18 protein-coding genes are annotated in these 21549 nt (G+C 38.9%); 5 read left to right on the forward strand and 13 right to left on the reverse strand.

Going from position 1 to position 21549, the window contains the following annotated elements:
- Nucleotides 1-13: 13 nt before the first annotated feature.
- The 3 genes from MWU78_RS02915 to MWU78_RS02925 all read right to left on the reverse strand — a co-directional run bounded on the left by MWU78_RS02915 (nucleotide 14) and on the right by MWU78_RS02925 (nucleotide 7486).
- Nucleotides 14-6097 (reverse strand): MG2 domain-containing protein, encoded by a 6084-nt coding sequence (locus tag MWU78_RS02915; RefSeq protein WP_246994830.1) that lies wholly within the window; start codon nucleotides 6095-6097, stop codon nucleotides 14-16.
- 242 nt (nucleotides 6098-6339) lie between these two features.
- Complete coding sequence (locus MWU78_RS02920; RefSeq protein ID WP_246994832.1) at nucleotides 6340-7125, reverse strand: SDR family oxidoreductase; 786 nt, start codon at nucleotides 7123-7125, stop codon at nucleotides 6340-6342.
- 43 nt (nucleotides 7126-7168) lie between these two features.
- Nucleotides 7169-7486, reverse strand: coding sequence for a cupin domain-containing protein (locus tag MWU78_RS02925; RefSeq protein ID WP_246994835.1), 318 nt, complete (start codon nucleotides 7484-7486; stop codon nucleotides 7169-7171).
- A gap of 299 nt (nucleotides 7487-7785) precedes the next feature.
- On the opposite strand from MWU78_RS02925, the gene MWU78_RS02930 reads away from it, so the two are divergent.
- Together MWU78_RS02930 and murI are read left to right on the forward strand one after the other, a co-directional pair.
- Nucleotides 7786-9147, forward strand: a complete 1362-nt coding sequence (locus MWU78_RS02930; RefSeq protein WP_246994837.1) for a Mur ligase family protein — start codon at nucleotides 7786-7788, stop codon at nucleotides 9145-9147.
- Between the two features lie 133 nt (nucleotides 9148-9280).
- Nucleotides 9281-10072, forward strand: coding sequence for a glutamate racemase (gene murI / locus MWU78_RS02935; RefSeq protein ID WP_246994840.1), 792 nt, complete (start codon nucleotides 9281-9283; stop codon nucleotides 10070-10072).
- Between the two features lie 18 nt (nucleotides 10073-10090).
- Here the strand turns inward: murI and MWU78_RS02940 are convergent, their stop codons facing one another.
- Nucleotides 10091-10591, reverse strand: a complete 501-nt coding sequence (locus tag MWU78_RS02940; RefSeq protein ID WP_246995286.1) for a dihydrofolate reductase — start codon at nucleotides 10589-10591, stop codon at nucleotides 10091-10093.
- A gap of 5 nt (nucleotides 10592-10596) precedes the next feature.
- Nucleotides 10597-10983 (reverse strand): 2TM domain-containing protein, encoded by a 387-nt coding sequence (locus MWU78_RS02945; protein WP_246994842.1) that lies wholly within the window; start codon nucleotides 10981-10983, stop codon nucleotides 10597-10599.
- Nucleotides 10984-11039: 56 nt separating this feature from the next.
- Here MWU78_RS02945 and MWU78_RS02950 point away from each other — a divergent pair, with 56 nt between their 5' ends.
- The gene (locus MWU78_RS02950) at nucleotides 11040-12122 is read left to right on the forward strand and encodes an aminotransferase class V-fold PLP-dependent enzyme (RefSeq protein ID WP_246994844.1); all 1083 of its coding nucleotides are present in this window, start codon (nucleotides 11040-11042) and stop codon (nucleotides 12120-12122) included.
- Between the two features lie 153 nt (nucleotides 12123-12275).
- Nucleotides 12276-12572 carry an isoamylase early set domain-containing protein gene (locus MWU78_RS02955; RefSeq protein WP_103440768.1) on the forward strand — a complete coding sequence of 99 codons (297 nt, stop codon included), beginning with the start codon at nucleotides 12276-12278 and terminating at the stop codon, nucleotides 12570-12572.
- An 86-nt stretch (nucleotides 12573-12658) separates the two neighbouring features.
- On the opposite strand, the gene MWU78_RS02960 is transcribed toward MWU78_RS02955, so the two are convergent.
- The 8 genes from MWU78_RS02960 to MWU78_RS02995 all read right to left on the reverse strand — a co-directional run bounded on the left by MWU78_RS02960 (nucleotide 12659) and on the right by MWU78_RS02995 (nucleotide 20295).
- The gene (locus tag MWU78_RS02960) at nucleotides 12659-12886 is read right to left on the reverse strand and encodes a DUF427 domain-containing protein (protein ID WP_246994846.1); all 228 of its coding nucleotides are present in this window, start codon (nucleotides 12884-12886) and stop codon (nucleotides 12659-12661) included.
- A 113-nt stretch (nucleotides 12887-12999) separates the two neighbouring features.
- Nucleotides 13000-13968, reverse strand: coding sequence for an L-histidine N(alpha)-methyltransferase (locus MWU78_RS02965; protein ID WP_246994848.1), 969 nt, complete (start codon nucleotides 13966-13968; stop codon nucleotides 13000-13002).
- Between the two features lie 9 nt (nucleotides 13969-13977).
- Complete coding sequence (gene egtB / locus MWU78_RS02970) at nucleotides 13978-15138, reverse strand: ergothioneine biosynthesis protein EgtB (protein ID WP_246994850.1); 1161 nt, start codon at nucleotides 15136-15138, stop codon at nucleotides 13978-13980.
- 158 nt (nucleotides 15139-15296) lie between these two features.
- Nucleotides 15297-16121 carry a thymidylate synthase gene (locus MWU78_RS02975; RefSeq protein WP_246994852.1) on the reverse strand — a complete coding sequence of 275 codons (825 nt, stop codon included), beginning with the start codon at nucleotides 16119-16121 and terminating at the stop codon, nucleotides 15297-15299.
- A gap of 193 nt (nucleotides 16122-16314) precedes the next feature.
- A complete protein-coding gene (locus MWU78_RS02980; protein WP_246995288.1) occupies nucleotides 16315-17748 on the reverse strand; it encodes a nucleoside transporter C-terminal domain-containing protein in 1434 nt (477 codons plus the stop codon).
- Nucleotides 17749-17796: 48 nt separating this feature from the next.
- Complete coding sequence (locus MWU78_RS02985; RefSeq protein WP_246994854.1) at nucleotides 17797-18426, reverse strand: bifunctional nuclease family protein; 630 nt, start codon at nucleotides 18424-18426, stop codon at nucleotides 17797-17799.
- 91 nt (nucleotides 18427-18517) lie between these two features.
- Nucleotides 18518-19486 (reverse strand): electron transfer flavoprotein subunit alpha/FixB family protein, encoded by a 969-nt coding sequence (locus tag MWU78_RS02990; protein WP_246994856.1) that lies wholly within the window; start codon nucleotides 19484-19486, stop codon nucleotides 18518-18520.
- Nucleotides 19487-19548: 62 nt separating this feature from the next.
- Nucleotides 19549-20295: an electron transfer flavoprotein subunit beta/FixA family protein gene (locus MWU78_RS02995; RefSeq protein WP_246994858.1), complete on the reverse strand. Its 747-nt coding sequence runs from the start codon at nucleotides 20293-20295 to the stop codon at nucleotides 19549-19551.
- A gap of 186 nt (nucleotides 20296-20481) precedes the next feature.
- Between MWU78_RS02995 and MWU78_RS03000 the strand changes: the two genes are divergently transcribed.
- Complete coding sequence (locus MWU78_RS03000; RefSeq protein ID WP_246994859.1) at nucleotides 20482-21462, forward strand: pyruvate dehydrogenase complex E1 component subunit beta; 981 nt, start codon at nucleotides 20482-20484, stop codon at nucleotides 21460-21462.
- Nucleotides 21463-21549: the final 87 nt, after the last annotated feature.

Below are 21549 nucleotides of genomic sequence, written 5' to 3' on the forward strand. Positions count from 1 at the left end.
TTTTGTTTTTTTGCTATTCCACCAATATTCTTACCCCCTCGCTATGGCTGCTAAATTCAGGTGCATACATACTTTGTATCGTAGAAATACCATTACTGAAATCACCTGCATTGTTAACACTTAGGTCATATTCAAATACAAAAATCCCCTTAGGTAAATAGTCGAAAAAGAAATTTGTACTGGCGTCTTTGGTGCTTTCATAGTAGCCCAGGCCGTCTTGCCATTTATAGCCGGACAGCACATTGATGGGTTCTAGTCCAGCAGCTCTCATATCTTTCATATGTACAAATTCCATCGGTCTATCGACCCTTAATTCAATTCTTACTCGAACCAAATCGCCCACATTTAAATGTGTTTCATTATTAATTTCGGATATTAGCTCACCAGTGTCCGTATTCTTTTTTAGGAACACTTTCTTTTTTAATATCAAAGGTGTTTCTGCAGGCGTAATTTTATCCAAATCTTCAAAATATTGCCAGTACAAAGCTCCCCAAGCGATGCCATCCCCCTTTTTATTAAGTTGTACCTCGGCCATTTTTGGACTTATTTCGTTTTTGTCCCAAGAGGTTTTAAAATATCCTGTTCCAGCCTCCACTTTTACATTTTCCAGTTTGGAAGGTTCAATTTTTTCTCCACCAACCATTACGTCTACGGCATCAGTTAAGGATAGCCAATCACCACCTTGTAATAGTAGTGCATATACGGCATCTGTGGTAGCCTTTGTGGTTTTCCATTGATTGGTCTGTTTGTTCTTTAATAACCATATCTTTAGGTTATCTACAGTTTTAATATCATTTTTAATTTCAGAAAAAGCTTCTATCAGTAGTGATTGTGTCTCTATAGGAGCTTGGTGCCAATACCAGGAGTTGGTGTTTTCTTTCCAATACATGCCCAATTCCTCACTGCTAATACTATTTTCTTCCAAGGACTTGATTATTTTATTGGCCGTGGCAGTATTGTCATTCCTGTAAAGAAATAGGGCAATAAGTCCCTTAGAATATAAATCCCGCTTAACCCAATATTTTTGTGCCTGAGTTTTGTAGTAATCCACAATTTCATCAACCTTTTTAGAGGTTTTAATGTCTTTAAAAAAACTGCGCATATATAGGTAATGCAGCTGGGTCGGGCTTAAATGATCATCGTTCAGGCTCCTGGCATATTTTTTCATTTGTTCGTATTCCTTCACAAATTCCTCATCCAAATAGTTAACTGCTCTGGCTGTCATTTCCTGTTCTTTAGGGGTACGAATTATATTGGACCCTAATTTTCCTTCACTTGCTTTGCCCGATGTTAGTTTATTCAGATGACCTAAACCGGTGATGATGTGTTGTGTTATAAATCGGTTTTCCGGACCACCATTAAACCATGCCCAGGCGCCGGACGACATTTGATTCTGTTCCAGTTTATTAAAGGCATTGGCCTGGTCGTTCTTCAGTTTATTAAGATTGAAAAGCAGCGCTATACGTTTCTTTTGTTCTGATTCAGATTGGGCATCCCGCAACCACGGGGTTTCCTGAATTAAAATCGATTTTAATTCCTGATTCTTTTCAAGATTGCTCAATAACGCATCCGTATTGGCCCATTGATTAAAGACCTCTTGTATTCTTGGATTGGAATTGGCAATGTGTCCTCCCAAGGTGTTGGCATAGTATCTGGAGAATATTTGCTCATTACAATCATAAGGATATTCCATTAAATAAGGTAGGGCCTGCACCGCATACCATGCCGGATTGGAGGTTATCTCCAGAGTAAGCTGATGATGTCTTAGGGTGGTTGAATTAGTGTTCTCTAGTTTGTCCAAAGTAAACGACTTAGTCTCATTACCGCGGACCCACATTGGCAGGGTTTCGGTAACCAGCATGCGGTTCGTGAGTACTGGGAGTACGTTTTGTTCCCCATCGCTAAAATCGCCCGCTTTCGCCATTACTTTATATTGGACTGCTTCAATTCCTTCCGGAATTTTTAAACGCCAGGACACTTGGCTATTTCCCTTGGCATCTACGGTAAATGTATTTTCGATTTCAGATGTATTCGACGAGGCGTCAGTTATCAATAATTCTTTGGTGACTTCTTTTCCGGTAATGACATCCATCAATTCCAGCCTAGCTATTCCCTCTAGCGATTTTTCCGTAAGATTCGCAATTTTTGTGCTGATAACTATTTCATCACCCTCACGTAAAAAACGGGGTGCATTAGGGGTGACCATCAATTCTTTTTGTGTAACGGTTTCCAATGTAGTGGTGGCACTTTCCAAGGTCTTGGTATGTGCCAACAGTTGTAACTTCCATTTGGTCAAAGCCTCGGGCGTAGTGAAACTGAAGGACACATTGCCATCTTGATCTGTCAATAGTTGGGGGAAGAAAAAAGCAGTCTCTTGAAGGTTTTTTCGAATCTGAATATCGTCAAATTCATCTTTTTTGTCCTTTATGGCCTGTGGAACCTGCTGGCCGTCCACATTGTTTTCTGGAGATGGGGCTCCAATACCGGCCACTACTGTTTCTTCCAATGCTTCGCTGTCTGATAGTTCCATTATGGCACCTGGCGCACTGCTCTTCATCATCATTCTTTCCCCGCGAGCATAGCCGTATCCAAAATGGAAGCCGAACCAATTAAAGGAGTCGTAGTACTGAGGGTCATAGGTAAAGCCGTCCCCAAAATTTAAATAGGTGTTAAAAGAGGTAATCCCATAACTATTATAGGCGTTCAAATACCTGTTGGAGTAATATTGCCCTCTATACTTGGGGGAAAAATTCCAATGATGCCCAGTAAAGGCATCCAATGAGGCATCGTACATACTGGCCAACAGCTCCGCCGTTACCTTGTCTCCTTTGGGACCTTTAATCTTAAATGACCAAGTTTCTTCAGTACCGGGAAGTAATTTATCTCTAAAAGTAAGTGTTTCTATTTTTAGGTCGGAACTGGGATATGGGATGGCGATTGATATACTTCCCGTTTGAAAGGAATTATATGCCGAGTAGCTATAATTAATGGCAAATCCTCCCAAGTCATCTGCAGTAACGGGAATTTCAATGGATTTGGAATTATTGTCCAATTGAATTATATGGGTTGCTACAACTTTACGGTCCTTTTCAATGAATACGGAAATGGAAATATCTTCGGCACTGGAAAGCAATTTAAGCTGTACTTTATCCCCTATGGTATAGGTGTTTTTGTCTGTCTTGATTTGGAAAAGCTGATTGTCCGCTAACTTCTTATCATTATCACTATAGAAGGTAGTTTGTGTTATATCCTTTACCAATTGACCAAACCTATCTTTTGTTTCCAGTTCTATGACGTATTTTCCGGGCAACCACTTTTTAACGTTGCCCAATCCAATTTCCTTGGATTTGTCGGTGTCAAAACTAGACTCCCACACCAATTCTCCCTTTTCCCAAAAGGCGGGATTATCTTCCTTGCCAAAAGCTTCATGAGGATAAAGTTCCTTGAATTTGGACTTTCCAAAGCCATCGTAATCAGGTGCTGCCCAAGGTCTTGGTCTTAACACCTTGCCGGGGGCTTGTAATTTATACATTTTCAGGGTACCCTGCGCTGGAACAAACTGCCCGTTCAAGTTGTTGGTTGCAATGGTGATCACTGGATTCTTGAGGTCCTTATTTAGCGGATCGGCAATATGGATATCTGCGGTAAGCGCATGATAGCCAATGTTGATCATTGTGGTTGTACTGTGGGTCTCCCCATTGAGGTCCGTTACATCTGCTGTGACCTCATAATTAAAGGTGGGTAAATTTTCTTTGTCAATACTTAGATCCGGCAGTGCCTTAAAACTGAAGGTGTATTTTCCATTGGCATCCGTAAGTGTTTCTCCATGGGCAATTTCTTGAGGGGTGCCATCAAAATAGGGTAGGTGCCAATAATACCATTGTGGAAAATATACTACCCTGCGTACGGTGTAGCTCACCTTGGCGTCGGAAATAAGGCTACCTGAGTAGGCCGTAGCCTTGCCGTGGACGGAAATACTGTCATTAACCTTGTAAGTCTCCTCAATGGGCTCCAAGGAGGTTTCAAATTTGGGCCGCTTGTATTCCTCAACGGAGAAATAAGTACTACCGTCAATAAGTACTTCTTCAGAATCTATTTTTAGAGTATAATTACCAGTGAGTCCACTGTTGGGCAGCATAAATTCGCCTGAAAAGGAACCATATTCATTGGTCTTAAATTCTTGTTTGGCAACTTCTTGAAGATTAACATCAAGAAGGCTTGCGGTTATTATGGTGTTCGTAAGCACAGAGGAGGCCTCATTTTTTTTCTTCAAGGCAATGCCCTTAAAATATAGGGGTTGTCCAGGCCTATAGATGCTTCTATCCGTAAATAAAAAACAGGAATATGAGGTGTCGCTACTTTCGTTGGGATATTTTGCATTTACATAAAAGTCTTCAAAGTAGGCTTCTTCATCTTTGGCGTTAACCTGGATATCTACATTGTTCCAGCGCTCGTTGGAAAGAGGGAGGACAACCATTCCTTTTTCATCGGTAATAAAAGTCTTGGTCAGTACAGGTCTTTCGTAGTTTTGATGATAGGAAAATTTTAAGGTAGCCGATGAAATTGGTTTTCCGTTGTTTCGATCTATTACCTGGAAGTGATGATCCGTATTGGTTTTGCCTTCCACTAACGCCAAATTGGAGACTTGAATGTGACTGTAGGAGAAAGTTGTTTGTGCATTGTTATTTGGGATACCTAAAATAATATAGGACCCATTCGCCAATTCAGGTAATAGGATTTCAATTTTATGGGATTGATAATCATTTTCATCAATGAGTTTGGCATCCCATTTTTTTACTTCCTTTAATTTTTGAATAAACGCTAATTTCTTATCCTCGGGATATAGCTCGTTAAGCTGCTTTATTTCCTTTTGGGATATCTTACGAGCTGATAAAACCAATGCGTTCAGGTTTTTATAGTCTACCAGTATACGCGAAGGCTTGTTCACTGGAATATATTGTTCCGCTGTCAATTGAATGTCTTTGGAAAGAATCTCCGATTTTAATGCTTTGCATTTTTCTGCACCCCTACTATTTGGAAATTGGCTCATAACCGATTCGCAAACTGCCAAGGCTTCTTTTTGCCTCCAACGGTGTTCGTCTTTGATATTAGGCCGGTAGCTATTGCCCCATTGGTGGTACAGCATGGCAATTTCATATTGATAGAGGGCCGAGTTTTTGTTGCTCTTTAAGGCTTCGACGGTATTTTGCAAAACTTCCAGATACTGTTGGTCCTTATTTTGGAATACGGCATGTTCCCTTATGTATTTAAGTCGCTCTATATCTACATCCACGTAAGCCTCGCCTGAAGGGTCCTGTGAGTGGAAATCCAGGAGTTGCTGATATACTACTATTGCCTTGGCTTGCAGGGAAGTTTCATCATTAAGGCTGATTTTCTGCTCAACAAATTGTTTCGCTTCACATAGTATTTCGGGCATGTCCAATTCAAATTTATCAGCTGGCCTTGTAATACTATTTTCACCTGACTTATAAAAATCCAATGCCGAATGTGCTAAAAGGTCAAATAGGGAAGGGCGATAGATTTCCGATCCTTTTTGTTCTTCCAGGATTTCCTTGTACGAATCCACTTTAAGCTTTTGTAATTCTGACGGATTTTGCAATGAAGCATCAAAATGTATATTGATTTCATGGAAAATAGTGGTCAGATCCCAAGTTCTGAAATCAACACTGTCAACTTTCTCCTTTGTTTCTGTACGGTCGTAGAATTGATATCTATTTTGCTGAAAATATTGCCAATATAAATTCGCCAAATAACTTTCCAGAATATTGGTGGTAGGGAATTGGCTTTGGGCTATTTCCAATTTAAAGTCCTGCATTATTTTTAATTGGGCCTCCTCCTCCAAGGTTAAGGCGTATTTGGAGGTGTATAAAAGTGATTTTATGATTTGAACGGAATTCTGCTCTGTTTTGGCCTTTTTGGAAATTAAGGCTACAATATTCAGGGCGGATTTTGTCAATGCTTCCTTTTCAAATTTTTGTACCCTTTCCCATAAGGCTGTATAAGAATCGGAGGTAGATTGGGAATGCCCCATTTGTGAGAATAGAATTATGGTGAATATTGTTGCTATCTTTTTCATCGTATTTATTTAAAGAACAAAACTGGGCTATATTTCAAGGGGTCGCAAGCGTAAATGAGTGAACTGTCCTTTTAAGTGAGCAAACCGACCTTGAAGAGCATAGATGCAAAAAGAATACCAACGTTGCTTCCGTAGTGTAGAGATTTTTTTACACAATCCATAGTAGCGCTAATAAGCATTGTACCTTCAATGTCTGTTGATATAGGGGAAGAAACATGGAATTTTGTTCCAGAGCCTGAAAGTTAAAGCGACTTTAGCAATCCGCCGTCTATGGGGATGTTGGTCCCCGTTATAAAGGAGGCGTACTCTGATGCTAAAAAAGTCACCAAATGGCCATATTCCTTTGGATCGCCAAATCGGCCTAGAGGAACATGGGAGAGCATTTGTTTTTCCACTTCAGTAACAGGAACGCGCAGGGATATAGCCTTGGCGCCGTTAAGTTGCTTTAGTCTTTCCGTATTAAAATATCCTGTTAAGGTACTGTTTACGGTAATATTGTATTTACCAACATCGGAAGCCAATGTCTTGGACCAGGTAACCACTGCTGCCCTGATGCTATTGGAAAGAGCCAAATAGGATAAAGGTTCCTTTACCGAAATAGAGGCTACGTTAATAATTCGTCCATATTTCTGGGCAACCATTCCTTTTAGAGCCTGTTCCGTTGTGAATACGGTAGTCTTAAAAAGCAGGTCGAACGCCTGTTGATAGTCATCCGTCTTTTTATCCAAGGCGCCCCCAGCTGAAGGTCCCTGAGTATTGTTTACCAAGATATCTACCGTGTTTGTTTTAAAGAAAGTGGCAATACTTTTCTTGTATCCCGCAAAATCGGAATAATCTACTTGCAAATACTGGTGTTGCTGCCCGTTATCGGTTGGTAAATCGGCTATCAGGGATTTTAATTTGTCCTCACTTCGGGCCATTACCGTTACACTGGCGCCACTGGCGGCCAATTGTTGGGCAATAGCTCTTCCGATTCCTTTGCTGCTACCCCCGATCAATGCTTTTTTATTTTTCAGTGATATGTTCATCTTGTTTATGTTTTTTTAATCCTCTCCCTTTGGGATAGGCTATTTATCTGTATTCCTCCCTTGTTGGGCTAAAAACATCCATTAGTTTACAGGGTGTTAAGGCGCGTCCACTGTGGGAGACATTTGGTGGAATTATTACCAAGTCTCCTGGTTCATAGGTGTTGGTAATACCGCCCAGGGTAAACTCAAATTTCCCCTGCAAAACCTGCATTACCTGCTCATTAATATGGGCATGTTCGGGAACTTTGGCCCCTTTTTCCACTTCCCAAAAGGCTAAACTCATATTTTGTGTATGGATAAGTTTTCCGTGGTAGCCAGGCATTATTTCTTTGGTGTCAATTTCGGCTAGTTTTATTTTCATTTTTTGGATTCTTTGGCACTAAATTAAAAAATATTAAGGGTTTAAATATGCTTTTCGGCCTTATTCGTGAGGGCTGTATTTCAAAAGCCGCAGGCGTGTTGAAATCGGATAATCGAACGAACCCCGCCTTTTTGGCGGGGTTACTGGTTTAATGTCTCGACCCTTAGATAGGCTCCTTTATGGGTCCAGGGCAAATTGGGTTTAATGATATTTATTTTCCTTAAAAAATGAAACCGTAATATAACTTTTTTTGATAGCCTTGAACAATGATTATCTTTACCCCTTAAATTGATTTTTACATGCATATTCATTTTATTGCCATCGGAGGCAGTGCAATGCACAATTTGGCTTTGGCATTACATCATAAAGGGTATATCATTTCTGGTAGTGATGACGTAATTTTTGAACCTTCCAAAACTAGGTTGGAAGATAAGGGACTTCTACCGGAATCCTTTGGCTGGTTCCCGGAAAAGTTGCATTCCAATTTGGATGCAGTAATTTTAGGTATGCATGCCAAGGCAGATAATCCTGAGCTTTTAAGGGCTCAGGAATTGGGGTTAAAAATATATTCCTATCCCGAATTTTTATACGAACAATCCAAAAATAAAACAAGGGTGGTCATTGGTGGAAGTCATGGTAAGACTACCATCACCTCCATGATACTTCATGTTTTAAATTATCACGACAAACCAGTGGATTTCATGGTGGGTGCTCAACTGGACGGGTTTGATCGAATGGTACATCTTACAGAGGAAAACGATTTTATTGTTTTGGAAGGGGACGAATATCTATCATCGCCTATAGATAGGAGGCCAAAATTTCATTTGTACAGGCCTAATATTGCCCTTTTGAGCGGTATAGCTTGGGATCATATTAATGTATTTCCTACCTATGACAACTATGTGGAGCAATTCCGGATTTTTGTGGATAGCATTGTAAAAGGAGGTAGTATTACCTATAATGAGGAAGACCCGGAAGTGGATAAGGTGGTAAAGGCATCTGAGAATGCCATAAGAAAATTACCATATAACACTCCTGAATATACTGTTGAAAACGGACAAACCATTTTGGAAACGCCAGAGGGACCCATGCCTATTGAAGTTTTCGGAAAGCATAACCTAAGCAATTTGGCAGGAGCAAAATGGATATGCCAAAATATGGGAGTGGATGAGGATGACTTCTATGAAGCTATTGCCTCCTTTAAAGGGGCCTCCAAAAGATTGGAGAAAATAGCCGAGGGTAAGACCTGTGTGGCTTACAAGGATTTTGCCCATTCACCAAGCAAGGTTATGGCCACCACAAAGGCCGTAAAAGAACAATATCCGGACAGAAAATTAATTGCTTGTTTGGAATTACACACCTATAGCAGTTTTAATCCCGAGTTTTTAAAGGAGTATAAAGGTGCCCTTGAGGCTGCGGATATAGCATCAGTTTTCTATTTGCCGGAATCGGTTAAGATTAAGAAGCTTAAGGAGGTTACCCCCGAACAAATATCGGAAGCCTTTGTTCGGGACGATTTGCAAATTTTTACTGATGCCAAAGTTTTTAAAAACTTTGTTTTTGGTCAGGAATATGATAATTCCGTATTGCTTTTAATGAGTTCAGGGAATTATGGAGGATTAAATTTAGGAGAGGTTAAGGCCTTGGTGGAAGGATATTAAACGTAATATTCATTTGAAATTATTCTAAGTAAAGCTGTCCATGGTTTTAGGCAATGAGATTTTAATTTCAAATAAAGAACCCTTGCAAAAAGCAATATTAATGTAACTTTATGGTTGATTAATCTTTTTTTAAATGAATAAAGGCCCTATTGGTATTTTTGATTCGGGTATTGGAGGCACCTCCATATGGCGGGAAATCAATAAGATTCTTCCGCATGAATCAACAATTTATTTGGCCGATAGTAAGAATGCCCCTTATGGCGAAAAGTCAAAGGAACAAATACTTCAGCTTAGCATTAAAAATGTTGAATTACTTCTGAAAAAAGGTTGTAAGCTAATAGTTGTTGCCTGTAACACTGCTACCACTAATGCCATTAAAGAGCTTAGGGCAACTTATAAGATACCAATGATCGGAATAGAACCGGCTATTAAACCTGCTGCTTTGAATTCCAAGACCAAAACCGTTGGAGTTTTGGCCACCAAGGGAACATTAACAAGTGCTTTGTTCAATAATACTTCGGAAATCCATGCCAATGGCATAAAGGTGCTTGACCAAGTTGGTACAGGCTTGGTGGAGCTAATAGAAAAAGGTGAGGTTAATACTGCCCAAACCAGGGTGCTATTGAAAAGCTATTTGGAACCTATGTTAATTCAGGGGATGGATCAATTGGTTCTAGGCTGCACACATTATCCATATTTAATTCCCTTGATAAAGGATATATTACCAAATAATATTAAGATTATTGATTCTGGGGAGGGGGTTGCCAGACAAACCAAAAACGTATTACAGCAATTTAATTTATTAAACAGCTTGCAATATGACGATATGGAACATCAATTTTTTACAAATGGGAATGTTTCGGTCTTAAAGACCTTTTTAATGAATGATAAGGTTCCATATAGTGCGCAATATTTGGATTTTTAGCCAATTCCCAATTGCTGCTTATTGGTCCTTTTCCTTTTTCATATAGGTTAAATATGTAAAGTCATATTTATGGCGTTCATCCTTGGGGTGGTGCTCCTTATTTGTCAATTGCCATTTAGATTCGTCAAAATCAGGGAAAAAGGTGTCCGCTTCAAAAGACCCATGGACTCTGGTAAGTTCTATTTGATTGGCGTGCTCCAATCCAAGATTGTAGATTTCACCACCTCCAATAATAAAGGATAAGGAATCGTCCTTTACCAGGTGTAGGGCATCCTCCATGGAATGTACTACAATACAATCCGCATGATTTACCGAATAGTCCTTATCCCTGGTTATTATAATATGGGTTCTGTTGGGTAGAGGTTTCGGGAAGCTCTCGAATGTTTTCCGTCCCATGATTATTTTATACCCTGAGGTAAGGCTTTTAAATCGTTTAAAATCATCAGGTAAATGCCATAGTAGGTCGTTGTCTTTTCCCAATGCGTTATTCTCAGCAGCAGCAGCTATGATAGATAGGATATTCACTATTCTTTTTTTTTATTAATGTTGGATAAGGGAAATTCGGTTTCAATCTCCTTCTGCAATTCGGCTATTTTTTGTTTCTGTTTCTGGACTAATTTTTCCCTTTGTGAGCGTTCCCATTCCAAGCCCATGAATTTTGTGGTGACAAATACGTTAAAAAAGTGAATAGCGAATAAAAAGGCCCAAAAGGTAATGGCCCATACAAACCAGTTGTATTCCACCCCATACTTAAGTATTTTATTGATGATGATCAGAAATACACTACCGATCAAAAACACAACAAAATGGCTATAAAGTCGCTTTTTTTGTTTTATTCTGGTTTGGGCATGTTCCAAAAGTTCATGCTGTTCTAATTCTATAAGTGATTTTTTTTTATTCTTGGTGAACATCCTAATTCCTATCTTTAGGCAAAGATACCATAAATACAAATTTCACATCTTTGGATATGCAAAAGATTATTAAGCAATTCCCAGTTTTAAGTCAATATACCTATGTAAATACAGCCACCTCAGGTTTGCTTTATGACGGCCTTTTGGACTGGCGCCAAGAGCATGACCTTGATTTCCTTATTGGAGGGAGTAAAATGAAAATGAAAGGCAATGTGCTTATTTCTGAAACCAGAAATGCCGTTGGAAAATTCTTTGGCTGCAAGCCTGATAATGTAGCATTGGTGCCCAATTTTTCAATTGGACTCAATTTGTTATTGGAAGGAATGGGAGATAAAAGGAATGTATTGTTATTGGAAGGGGATTATCCTTCCGTAAATTGGCCTTTTGAAAATAGGGAGTGCAATACCTTCTATTTAAAGGTTACCCATGATTTGGAGGAAAATATTTATAGCCGGATAAAATCCAAGAACATCAATGTCTTGGCTCTTAGTCTGGTGCAATGGTTAAATGGAATTAAGCTCGATTTGGAATTCTTAAAGAGTTTAAAACGGGAGTTCCCCGATCTCATGATTATTGCTGACGGCACACAATTTTTAGGTACCGATGTTTTCAATTTTGAGGATTCCGGTATAGATGTATTAGGTGCCAGTTCCTATAAATGGCTTCTTGGCGGTTATGGAAACGGGTTTATGTTATTTGCAGATGAAACGCCCGCTAAATTTACTTGCCGGTCTATTGGGTTTAACGCTGCCGATGGGGATTTGAGTGGAAAAGAAAATGTGTCCTTCACTAAACAATTTGAGCCTGGACATTTGGATACATTCAATTTCGGGAGTTTAAATTATTCCCTAGGGTTTCTATCCGGCATTGGTATGGAGACAATTTCGGACCAAATTAAAAGACTTTCCTTAAAAGCAAAAATTGAGTTCGGAAATTTAGGGCTATTGGAAGAATCCGTTGTAAAGAGAAAAGAACATAGTTCTATTTTTAATATTTCGGCAAATAAGGATCTATATGCCAAATTAACGGAGAAGGATGTGGTCTGTGCACAGCGTGGAAATGGCGTTCGCTTAAGTTTTCATTTCTACAATACAGAAAATGAGATAGATAAGATTGTGGGAATCTTAAAAGAAAAATAATAAATGTTAATTTCTTCGGAATTTACCCTGTTAAATTGTTAATGATTGTCAATTGTTAAACTTATTTTAAGAAAATGATAAAAATGACTTTGGTCATTGGTAATGAGGGATTTAATGATGTAATTTTGCGCTTTAATCTAAAATTTTGAGGTTATGGGAATTACAAAACAATATTTAAAGAGTAAGCCAGTATGCAAGGTAACATTTTCAGTTCCTGCAGAAGATGCCAAGAAGGTTGCGGTAGTAGGAGATTTTAATAATTGGAGCCCAAAAGGTAGTGCACTTAAGAAATTGAAAAATGGAACCTTCAAGGGAACTTTCGATTTGCCTAAAGAACAAACGTTTGAATTCAAGTATATAGTCGATGGTAATTTCGTTAACGAAGCTGAGGCTGATCGTTACCAATGGAATGAATTCGCTGGTGCTGAGAATTCAGTTTTGGAATTGTAATTAATTCTATCTGATACCATTGAGGTTTCTTCCTCAGTGGTGTCAGATTAATTCGAATATTTGTTTGGTACTGTTCTATTTCATATTTAATTTCTAACAGTAACCCCTTTCCAAAATGCGATTTCCCCCTTAATCGCTTTCGCCAGGTCACTTATTTCCTGATAATACCGAGGCGCATCTTTGTTCTTTATACAATCCACCATTATATTATAATAGGGGGAAGTACATTTCCATGGGCATATTGTATGGTTTGTACTGGGAGAAAAAATACTCTTTTTTATACTTTCCGCTGGGAAATAATAGTAAATTTCCATTACGATGGTATATTCCTTACCGCAATTATTTTATTGTTCCAGAAGGCCTTAATTCCTTTACCTTTTAGTGTTGATAGTATTGATTTTCCATTTAGGAGTAAATGGTAATCCTATTATTTTACCAGAATATAATTCTTAAAATACTTGTTGGAATCCGCAAAGGCATTCGAAATTTTTAAACCGGCCCCTCTTGCCAAATTTGTAATTTCCCTATCATCATATTTCTGTGAAATTTCGGTATGGATTGTCTCCCATGCTTCAAAATTTACTACTAATTCTATGGATTTTATATGCACTTCTTGTGCTTCTTTGGATACTAAATAACTTTTCGCGGTACCAGTTTGTGGGTCATAGGTTTCCCAATGCAAAAATTTATCCAAGTCAAAATTCCCTTGCAATTCGGAATTTATTCTTTTTAATATATTTTTATTGAAGGTCTCCGTAATTCCAGCTGGATCGTTATAGGCATCCAAGATGGTTTGTGGGTTTTTTTTCTGATCGCAACCGAGTAAGATCATATCATCAACATCCATGGAATTTTCTAATTCCGAGAGGAATTGAAGAGCTTGATCATGTAATAAATTTCCAATATTGGATCCTAGGAATAGAATTATATTTCTGGAATTGCCTTCCTTTCTAATGGTTTTTAAGGTTTCAATATAAGTGCCCTGTTTTGTCTCAACGTTTATTGTAGGGAATTCCATGGAAAGGGATGTTTCCAGTTGATCCAAGGCGTTTTGGCTAATATCGATAGGGATATATTTAAAATCTATTCCGGTACCTGACAATTGCTCCAATAATATTTTGGTTTTTATGCCATCACCGGCTCCAAGTTCCAATAAATTTATTCTATTGGTATTTTTGGTGAACAGCTCTGTTATATGAGCTTTATTCAAATCCAATATATTGTATTCGGAATTGGTTAAATAATACTCCGGCATAGCCATAATTTGCTGAAAAATCTTATCGCCATTATGATCGTAGAAATATTTTGAGGATAAATGCTTTGGAATAGCGGTCAGGCCATTATATACATCCTTTCCAAATTTAGTATCAAGTTTTGTTATTGTTTGCTGTTCCATAAATTGTTGCTATTTGGCCAATCTAATACCGGTAAATTGCCATCTTAGATTGGTAGGAAAGAAATTGCGATAAGTGTGTCTGGCATGTTTTGATGGTGTAGCAATAGAACTCCCGCGAAGAACCTTCTGATTTACCATAAATTTACCGTTGTATTCGCCAAGGGCGCCTGCCGCCTTTTTATAATTTGGATAGGGTAAATAACCGCTTTCCGTCCACTCCCATCTTTTACCCCAATTAAAATTCTGGGACGCTATTTCCCATTCAAATTCCGTTGGTAAACGACAGTTTTTCCATTGAGCATAAGCGTAGGCCTCAAAATAGGATATATGGGTAACAGGTGCCGCCCAATCCACGTTTTGCAGTCCGTTTAAGGTGTAATTATGCCACTCACCATCTATTAGGTGCCAGTAGAGCGGAGCGTTGATTTGATTCTGTTTAACCCAATCCCATCCTTCTGCATGCCATAGGTTAAATTTTTTATAACCATTGTCTTCCATAAAAGCAAGGTATTCCAAATTGGTCACCAGCTTATTGGAAATGTTAAATGGTTGGAGATAAACCTTATGGACGCCAAGTTCATTATCATAACAGAAATCACCTGAATTATGCCCAATGCTATAAATACCCTCTGCAATCTGCAACCATTCTTGTTTATAATTATCTGGGATATGTTCCTTATAGGTAGCGGAAAAAATTGGCAAAAGTGGATTGTTGCCAAGTATATATTTAATATCTGTTAGTAATAATTCCTGATGTTGTTTTTCGTGGTGTATGCCTATTTCGACCAATTCTTCAATCTCTCTAGTAAGTCCTTTATCTAAAAAAACCTTCATGTTTTCTGTAACATGTTCCCTGTACTCGTAGACTTTGGCTACGGAAGGCCTGGAAAGATTACCACGATCGGCGCGAATTACGCGTTTGCCTACTGTTTCGTAATAACTATTAAAAACAAATGAAAAGTTGGAATCGAAACATTTGTAGTATGCAAAGTGTTTCTTTAAGATAAATTCCTCAAAAAACCATGTAGTATGGCCCAAATGCCATTTTGGAGGGGAAACATCAATTATGGGCTGTACCACATAATCCTCAATTTCCAGAGGTTGGCATATGGCTTCAGTATGCCTTCTTGTTTCTAAAAAGAAATTAGTTATCTGACCTGTAAGGACCATATCTATATTTATTCCTAAATTTAAGAAATATACTCCAATGACGATCAATTCAAAAAAACAGGGAATTGACCCGTTCCAATTGGGAACAGTGTTTTGGGAAATCCTATGGATTAGTCTAAGAATAAAGTTATCCTTACAATTCTGATATTAAAAAAATCCTAAATGGCAACTGCTCCCTTGATATGTGGGTGTGGGTCGTAATCCAGTAAACTAAAATCTTCAAAGGTAAAGTCGAAAATATCCTTTACATCAGGGTTTAAAACCATTTTTGGCAGGGGTCTGGGTGTGCGACTCAATTGCAAGGCAACTTGTTCAAAATGATTGTTGTAAATATGTGCGTCGCCAAAAGTGTGGATAAATTCACCCGGTTCTAATCCGCAAACCTGGGCAATCATAAGTGTAAATAAGGCGTATGACGCAATATTGAAAGGAACACCTAAAAATATATCCGCACTTCTTTGGTATAATTGACAGGATAATTTTCCATCGGCAACATAAAATTGAAAAAAGGCATGACATGGGGGCAAAGCCGCTTTTCCCTTGGCCACATTTTCAGAAAAAGACAATGTAGTGTCTGGCAGTACGCTGGGGTTCCAAGCAGAAACCAGCATGCGGCGACTATTGGGATTGGTTTTAAGGGTGCTTACTATTTCCTTTATCTGATCGATCTCGTCACCATTCCAATTACGCCACTGATAACCATAAACAGGACCTAAATTACCATTCTCATCGGCCCACTCATTCCATATCCGTACACCATTTTCCTGTAAATAAGTAATATTGGTATCGCCCTTTAGAAACCAAAGGAGTTCATGGACAATTGATTTTAAATGAAGTTTTTTTGTGGTTACCATGGGAAAGCCCTCCGCAAGGTCGAAGCGCATTTGATATCCAAACACACTTTTGGTACCAGTCCCGGTTCTATCTCCTTTTTGGACACCATTTTCCAAAACATGTTCTAGTAATTCGTGGTATTGTTTCATATGCCTCTTCCTTGTTGATCTCCTAAATGGAGCGAGAATAGTTTAGGTTTTTAGTCAAAAATTTGTGGAGCGAAATTAGGTAAATCCAAGCTGTTACGGATCAACTGTAGTCTGAAGTTATTAAATTTTATTAACGGAAATTATTGCGAAGACTTCTATGAACAACAATTTTTTGGAATAGATTTTTTATTATTTATCCCAAAATCATTCCCGCAATAGTAGCGGAAAGTAAAGAGGCGATGGATCCTCCCAGTACCGCTTTCATCCCAAATTCGGACAAGGTTTTTCTCTGTCCTGGAGCTAGGGAACCTATGCCTCCGATCTGAATGCCAATAGATGCAAAATTGGCAAATCCACAAAGCATATAAGTTGCCATAATAACCGATTTGTTGAATGAGAAATGTGTACTGCTGGCTATATTTTTTAGTTCCGCAAGTTGTATGTAGCCAATGAATTCACTGGCAGCCAATTTTATACCCAAAAGTTGGCCCATCAACATAATATCCACGGAATCCACTCCAATAAGCCACATTAAAGGGGCAAATATTGTTCCGAGAATAGCTTCCAAAGAAAACTTCTCGTAAGGTGAATTGGATGCAATCCACGAATTTAGATCGGTAATGTCACCGGTCCAGTTTAAAATACCATTTATCATAGCAATAAAGGCAACAAATACTAAAAGCATTGCGCCAACATTTACAGCCAGTTTTAGGCCTTCCGTGGTACCATTGGAAATGGAGTCAAGGATATTGGAACCAATTTTTTCATTGGAAACATGGACTTCCGTGTTTATTTCTTCGGTTTGTGGATATAAAATTTTGGAGATAACAATGGCTCCAGGTGCTGCCATAACCGATGCGGCCAATAAGTGTTTGGCGAACTGCAGCCTAAGGATGGGGTCGTCTCCACCTAAAAAGCCAATGTATGCAGCTAAAACGGCCCCAGCTACAGTGGCCATGCCGCCGATCATAACCAAAAGTATTTCGGACCTAGTCATTTTTTCCAAATAGGCCTTAATCAATAAGGGGGCTTCCGTTTGTCCCAAAAAAATGTTACCGGTAACGCTTAAACTCTCCGGACCCGAAATTCCGAGGGTTTTGGATAATAACCAAGCCAAGGCCTGCACTACTTTTTGGATTATGCCCAAATAGAATAGAACAGAGGTCAGTGCTGAAAAGAAGATAATGGTGGGCAGTACCTGAAACGCAAAAATAAATCCAAAGGTGTCCATGTCCACTACTAACCCTTCAAAAAGGAATTTACTGCCCGCTCTGGTAAAATCTAAAATACTGACAAAAATTTTCCCTCCAAACTCGAAAACTTTGGACACAAAGCTGAGGTCAAATCTATACCCAAAAGCATTAAAACCTATTTTTTCGCCAATGAGAATGCAAATGGCCAATACAAGTTGGATAAAAATCCCAATACCTGCCGTTTTCCAATTGATAGCTTTTTTGTTGTTACTGAAAAGGTATGCAATAAAAACCAACGATAACATTCCTAAAATACCTCTCCAGATACTTTGAAAAGTTGCGCCTTGATTTGGAATGATCTCGGAGGTGCTCTGAAGGGTGATGGGATTGCCTATTTCTTGGCCGATGGATGGAAAAGCTATAAGACAGCACATAAATAAAACCCAAAGCTTATTTCTCATCCAATAATTATTAAGGGTAATTTATTTGCGTTTGGAGATTTCGTCCCTGAGTTTTGCCGCCTTTTCATAATCTTCACTGGCAACGGCCTTGTCCAGTTCTGCATACAACTCCTCTGTACTAAGTTCTTTGTACCCTTCTGAAGCCCCTGGATTTATTTCTACGGTTTCACCTTCTTGAAGAATTTCATCGACTATAATGCTATCGTCAGAATCTTCTTTGTCTTTTTCCTTTGAAGAAAATTTCAGGAATATACCGGCCTTGTCCAAAATGGTCTTATAGGTAAAAATAGGAGCATTGAACCTTAATGCCAAGGCTATGGCATCACTCGTCCTGGCATCTATGATTTCTTCTATTTTATCACGTTCGCAAATAATACTGGAATAGAAAACCCCGTCGACCAATTTATGGATGATGACTTGTTTAATGACAACGTCAAATCGGTCAGCAAAATTTTTGAAAAGATCATGTGTCAGAGGTCTTGGCGGCTTTATTTCCTTCTCCAGCGCAATGGCTATGGATTGGGCCTCAAAGGCACCAATGACGATAGGTAGTTTACGGTCGCCATCAACTTCATTCAATATAAGGGCATATGCGCCATTTTGCGTTTGGCTATATGATATCCCTTTTATTTTTAATCTAACTAAGCTCATAGAAATTTATCAACTAAAAAAAGGCTGTTCAAAATACAGGAAGGACCAAGTAAATTTGAGCAGCCCTTTAAGGGGCACAATTTAACAAAAATTAAGCGTTTTGTGCCTTAAATTCCTTTAATTTTTCGATTAGCTTAGGAACAACTTCAAAAGCATCACCTACAATACCATAGTCGGCGGCTTTAAAAAATGGGGCTTCTGGGTCCGTATTAATGACTACTTTTACTTTGGAAGAGCTGACACCTGCCAAATGTTGAATTGCTCCAGAAATACCTATGGCAATGTATAAATTGCTGGCTACCGGTTTTCCGGTTTGACCAACATGCTCTCCATGAGGTCTCCATCCCAGGTCAGATACAGGTTTGGAACATGCGGTTGCCGCTCCCAGTACTTCGGCCAATTCTTCGATCATGCCCCAATTTTCCGGACCTTTTAGTCCACGACCACCAGAAACTACAATGTCGGCATCCGCAATAGTTGCCTTGCCAACTACCTTGTCTATTTCTATAGATTTGGTGGTAAACACATCCTCTCCTAGGCTAGGATCAAAATTCTCAACGGTGGCGGTTGTCTTGTTTTCTGAACTTCCAAAAGCATTATTGGAAACACCAATAATTTTAATTTCGGAACTAATCTCGGTAAAAGCGAAACCCTTGTTGCTGAAAACGGTTCTTTTAACCTTGAATGGACTGGTGCTTTCCGGTGCTGAAACAACGTTGGGAACATACCCTGCCTCTAATTGGGCAGTTAAGATGGGTGCTAAAAATTTGGTATCCGCACTGGAACTAAGAATGATCACCTTGGCGTTTTCTTTTTGTGCAGCCTGTCCTACGACCTTGGCGAAAGCTTTGGCGTTAAATGTTTTTAAACGGTCATTGGAGACATTCAAGACCTTGGCAACACCATAGTCACCTAGACTTTCAGACTCAGTGGCGTTAATGGAAATAGCCGTAGCCGTAGTTCCCATTTGCTTGGCGACCTCATAGGCGTAGGAGGCAACCTCATGGGCGTTCTTTTTAAATTTTCCGTTTTCGGATTCTGTATATACTAAAACTGACATATATTTTAATGTTTTATTTGAGTGCCAAATGGCAATGATGTGTTGATAAAAGGAATTTAGTTTTAAATCACCTTAGCTTCATTGTGCAATAAATTGATCAATTCGTCAATATTATCGGCATCCACTAATTTAACCTGACCCTTGGATGCTGGTTTTTCAAATTTAACGTCGTCCGTTGCTTTGCTGGCGGAAATAGGTTCAACCACATTTAATTTCTTTTGGCGTGCCATCATAATCCCTCTCATGTTCGGAATTCTTAGGTCACTTTCGGCAACCAAACCTTTTTGTCCACCTATTACCAAAGGCAATGTAGTGGATATTTTTTCTTTTCCACCGTCAATTTCCCGTACGGCAGTTGCATTATTGCCCTCGATTTCCAAACTTATACAGGTGTTCACAAAATTCATCCCCGATAAAGAAGCTAAAATTCCTGGGACCATACCGCCATTGTAATCAATAGATTCCCGCCCTGCAATAACTAGGTCATATTCTCCATTTTTTACAATTTCTGCCAACTGTTCGGCTACGAAATATCCATCGGTTGGAACTGCGTTTACCCGTATGGCTTCGTCGGCTCCAATGGCTAGGGCCTTTCTTATGGTAGGTTCGGTGCTGGCCTCGCCAACGGTCGCCACATGCACTGTAGCACCTTGTTTTTCCTTGAACCACATGGCCCGGGTAAGACCAAATTCATCGTTCGGATTAATCACAAATTGAACCCCATTGGTGTCAAATTTTGTGTCTCCGTCAGTGAAGTTTATTTTGGAAGTAGTGTCAGGGACATTACTTAGGCATACTAAAATTTTCATATGTTATTTTTTTGTTGACCTTTAAATAAGAAATGGGGGCTAATATACTCAATAATTTTTTAAATTACTATGCATGCATAGTATATTTTTGATGTATTTTTAATAATTAACCACTTAGTTTTGATATATTATTTCCTACTTTTGCTTGCGCTTTTAGCATTTTAACATAAAGATTCCATTTTACAGATGAAAACAATACAGTTTAGGGAGGCTATACAAGAAGCAATGTCCGAGGAGATGAGAAAGGACGATACCATATATTTAATGGGTGAGGAGGTTGCTGAATATAACGGAGCTTATAAAGCTTCTAAGGGAATGTTAGATGAATTTGGTCCGGAAAGGATCATTGATACCCCAATATCCGAACTTGGTTTCTCCGGTATTGGTGTTGGTTCTGCTATGATTGGCAATAGGCCGATTATAGAGTTTATGACCTTTAATTTTGCTTTGGTCGGTATAGATCAAATCATCAATAACGCAGCTAAGATCAGACAAATGTCTGGCGGTCAGTTCAATTGTCCAATAGTATTTAGGGGTCCTACAGGGTCAGCAGGACAATTGGGAGCAACCCATTCGCAGGCATTTGAAAATTGGTTTGCCAACTGTCCAGGGCTTAAAGTGGTGATTCCTTCCAATCCAAAAGATGCCAAAGGATTATTGAAATCGGCAATTCGCGACAATGATCCGGTAATATTTATGGAATCGGAACAAATGTATGGCGATAAGGGAGAAGTTCCAGAAGGCGAGTATAGTATCCCATTGGGAGTTGCTGATATTAGGAGGGAAGGTACAGATGTTACTATCGTATCATTTGGTAAAATTATAAAAGAAGCGGATAAGGCTGCTGAGGAATTGGCCAAAGAAAATATTAGTGTAGAAATTATTGATTTGCGTACGGTTAAGCCTTTGGACTATGAGGCGGTTTTGAAATCGGTTAAGAAAACCAATAGATTGGTTATTTTGGAGGAGGCCTGGCCTTTTGGCAATGTAGCCACCGAGATAACTTATCATGTGCAGTCCAATGCATTTGATTATTTGGATGCGCCTATTGTGAAAATCAACACTGCTGATACTCCAGCGCCATATTCTCCAGTACTATTGGCGGAATGGTTGCCTAATCATCAAGATGTTGTGAAGGCGGTTAAGAAAGTGTTGTACAAATTATAATTTATAGCATAAAAGGATTTTATTGGCTTCGTTGACTTAGGGTTGACGAAGCTTTTATATTATAAATTGATTTATATGGGTAAGAAT

This window comes from Arenibacter sp. F26102, from assembly GCF_023015865.1.
Taxonomy (GTDB): Bacteria; Bacteroidota; Bacteroidia; order Flavobacteriales; family Flavobacteriaceae; genus Arenibacter.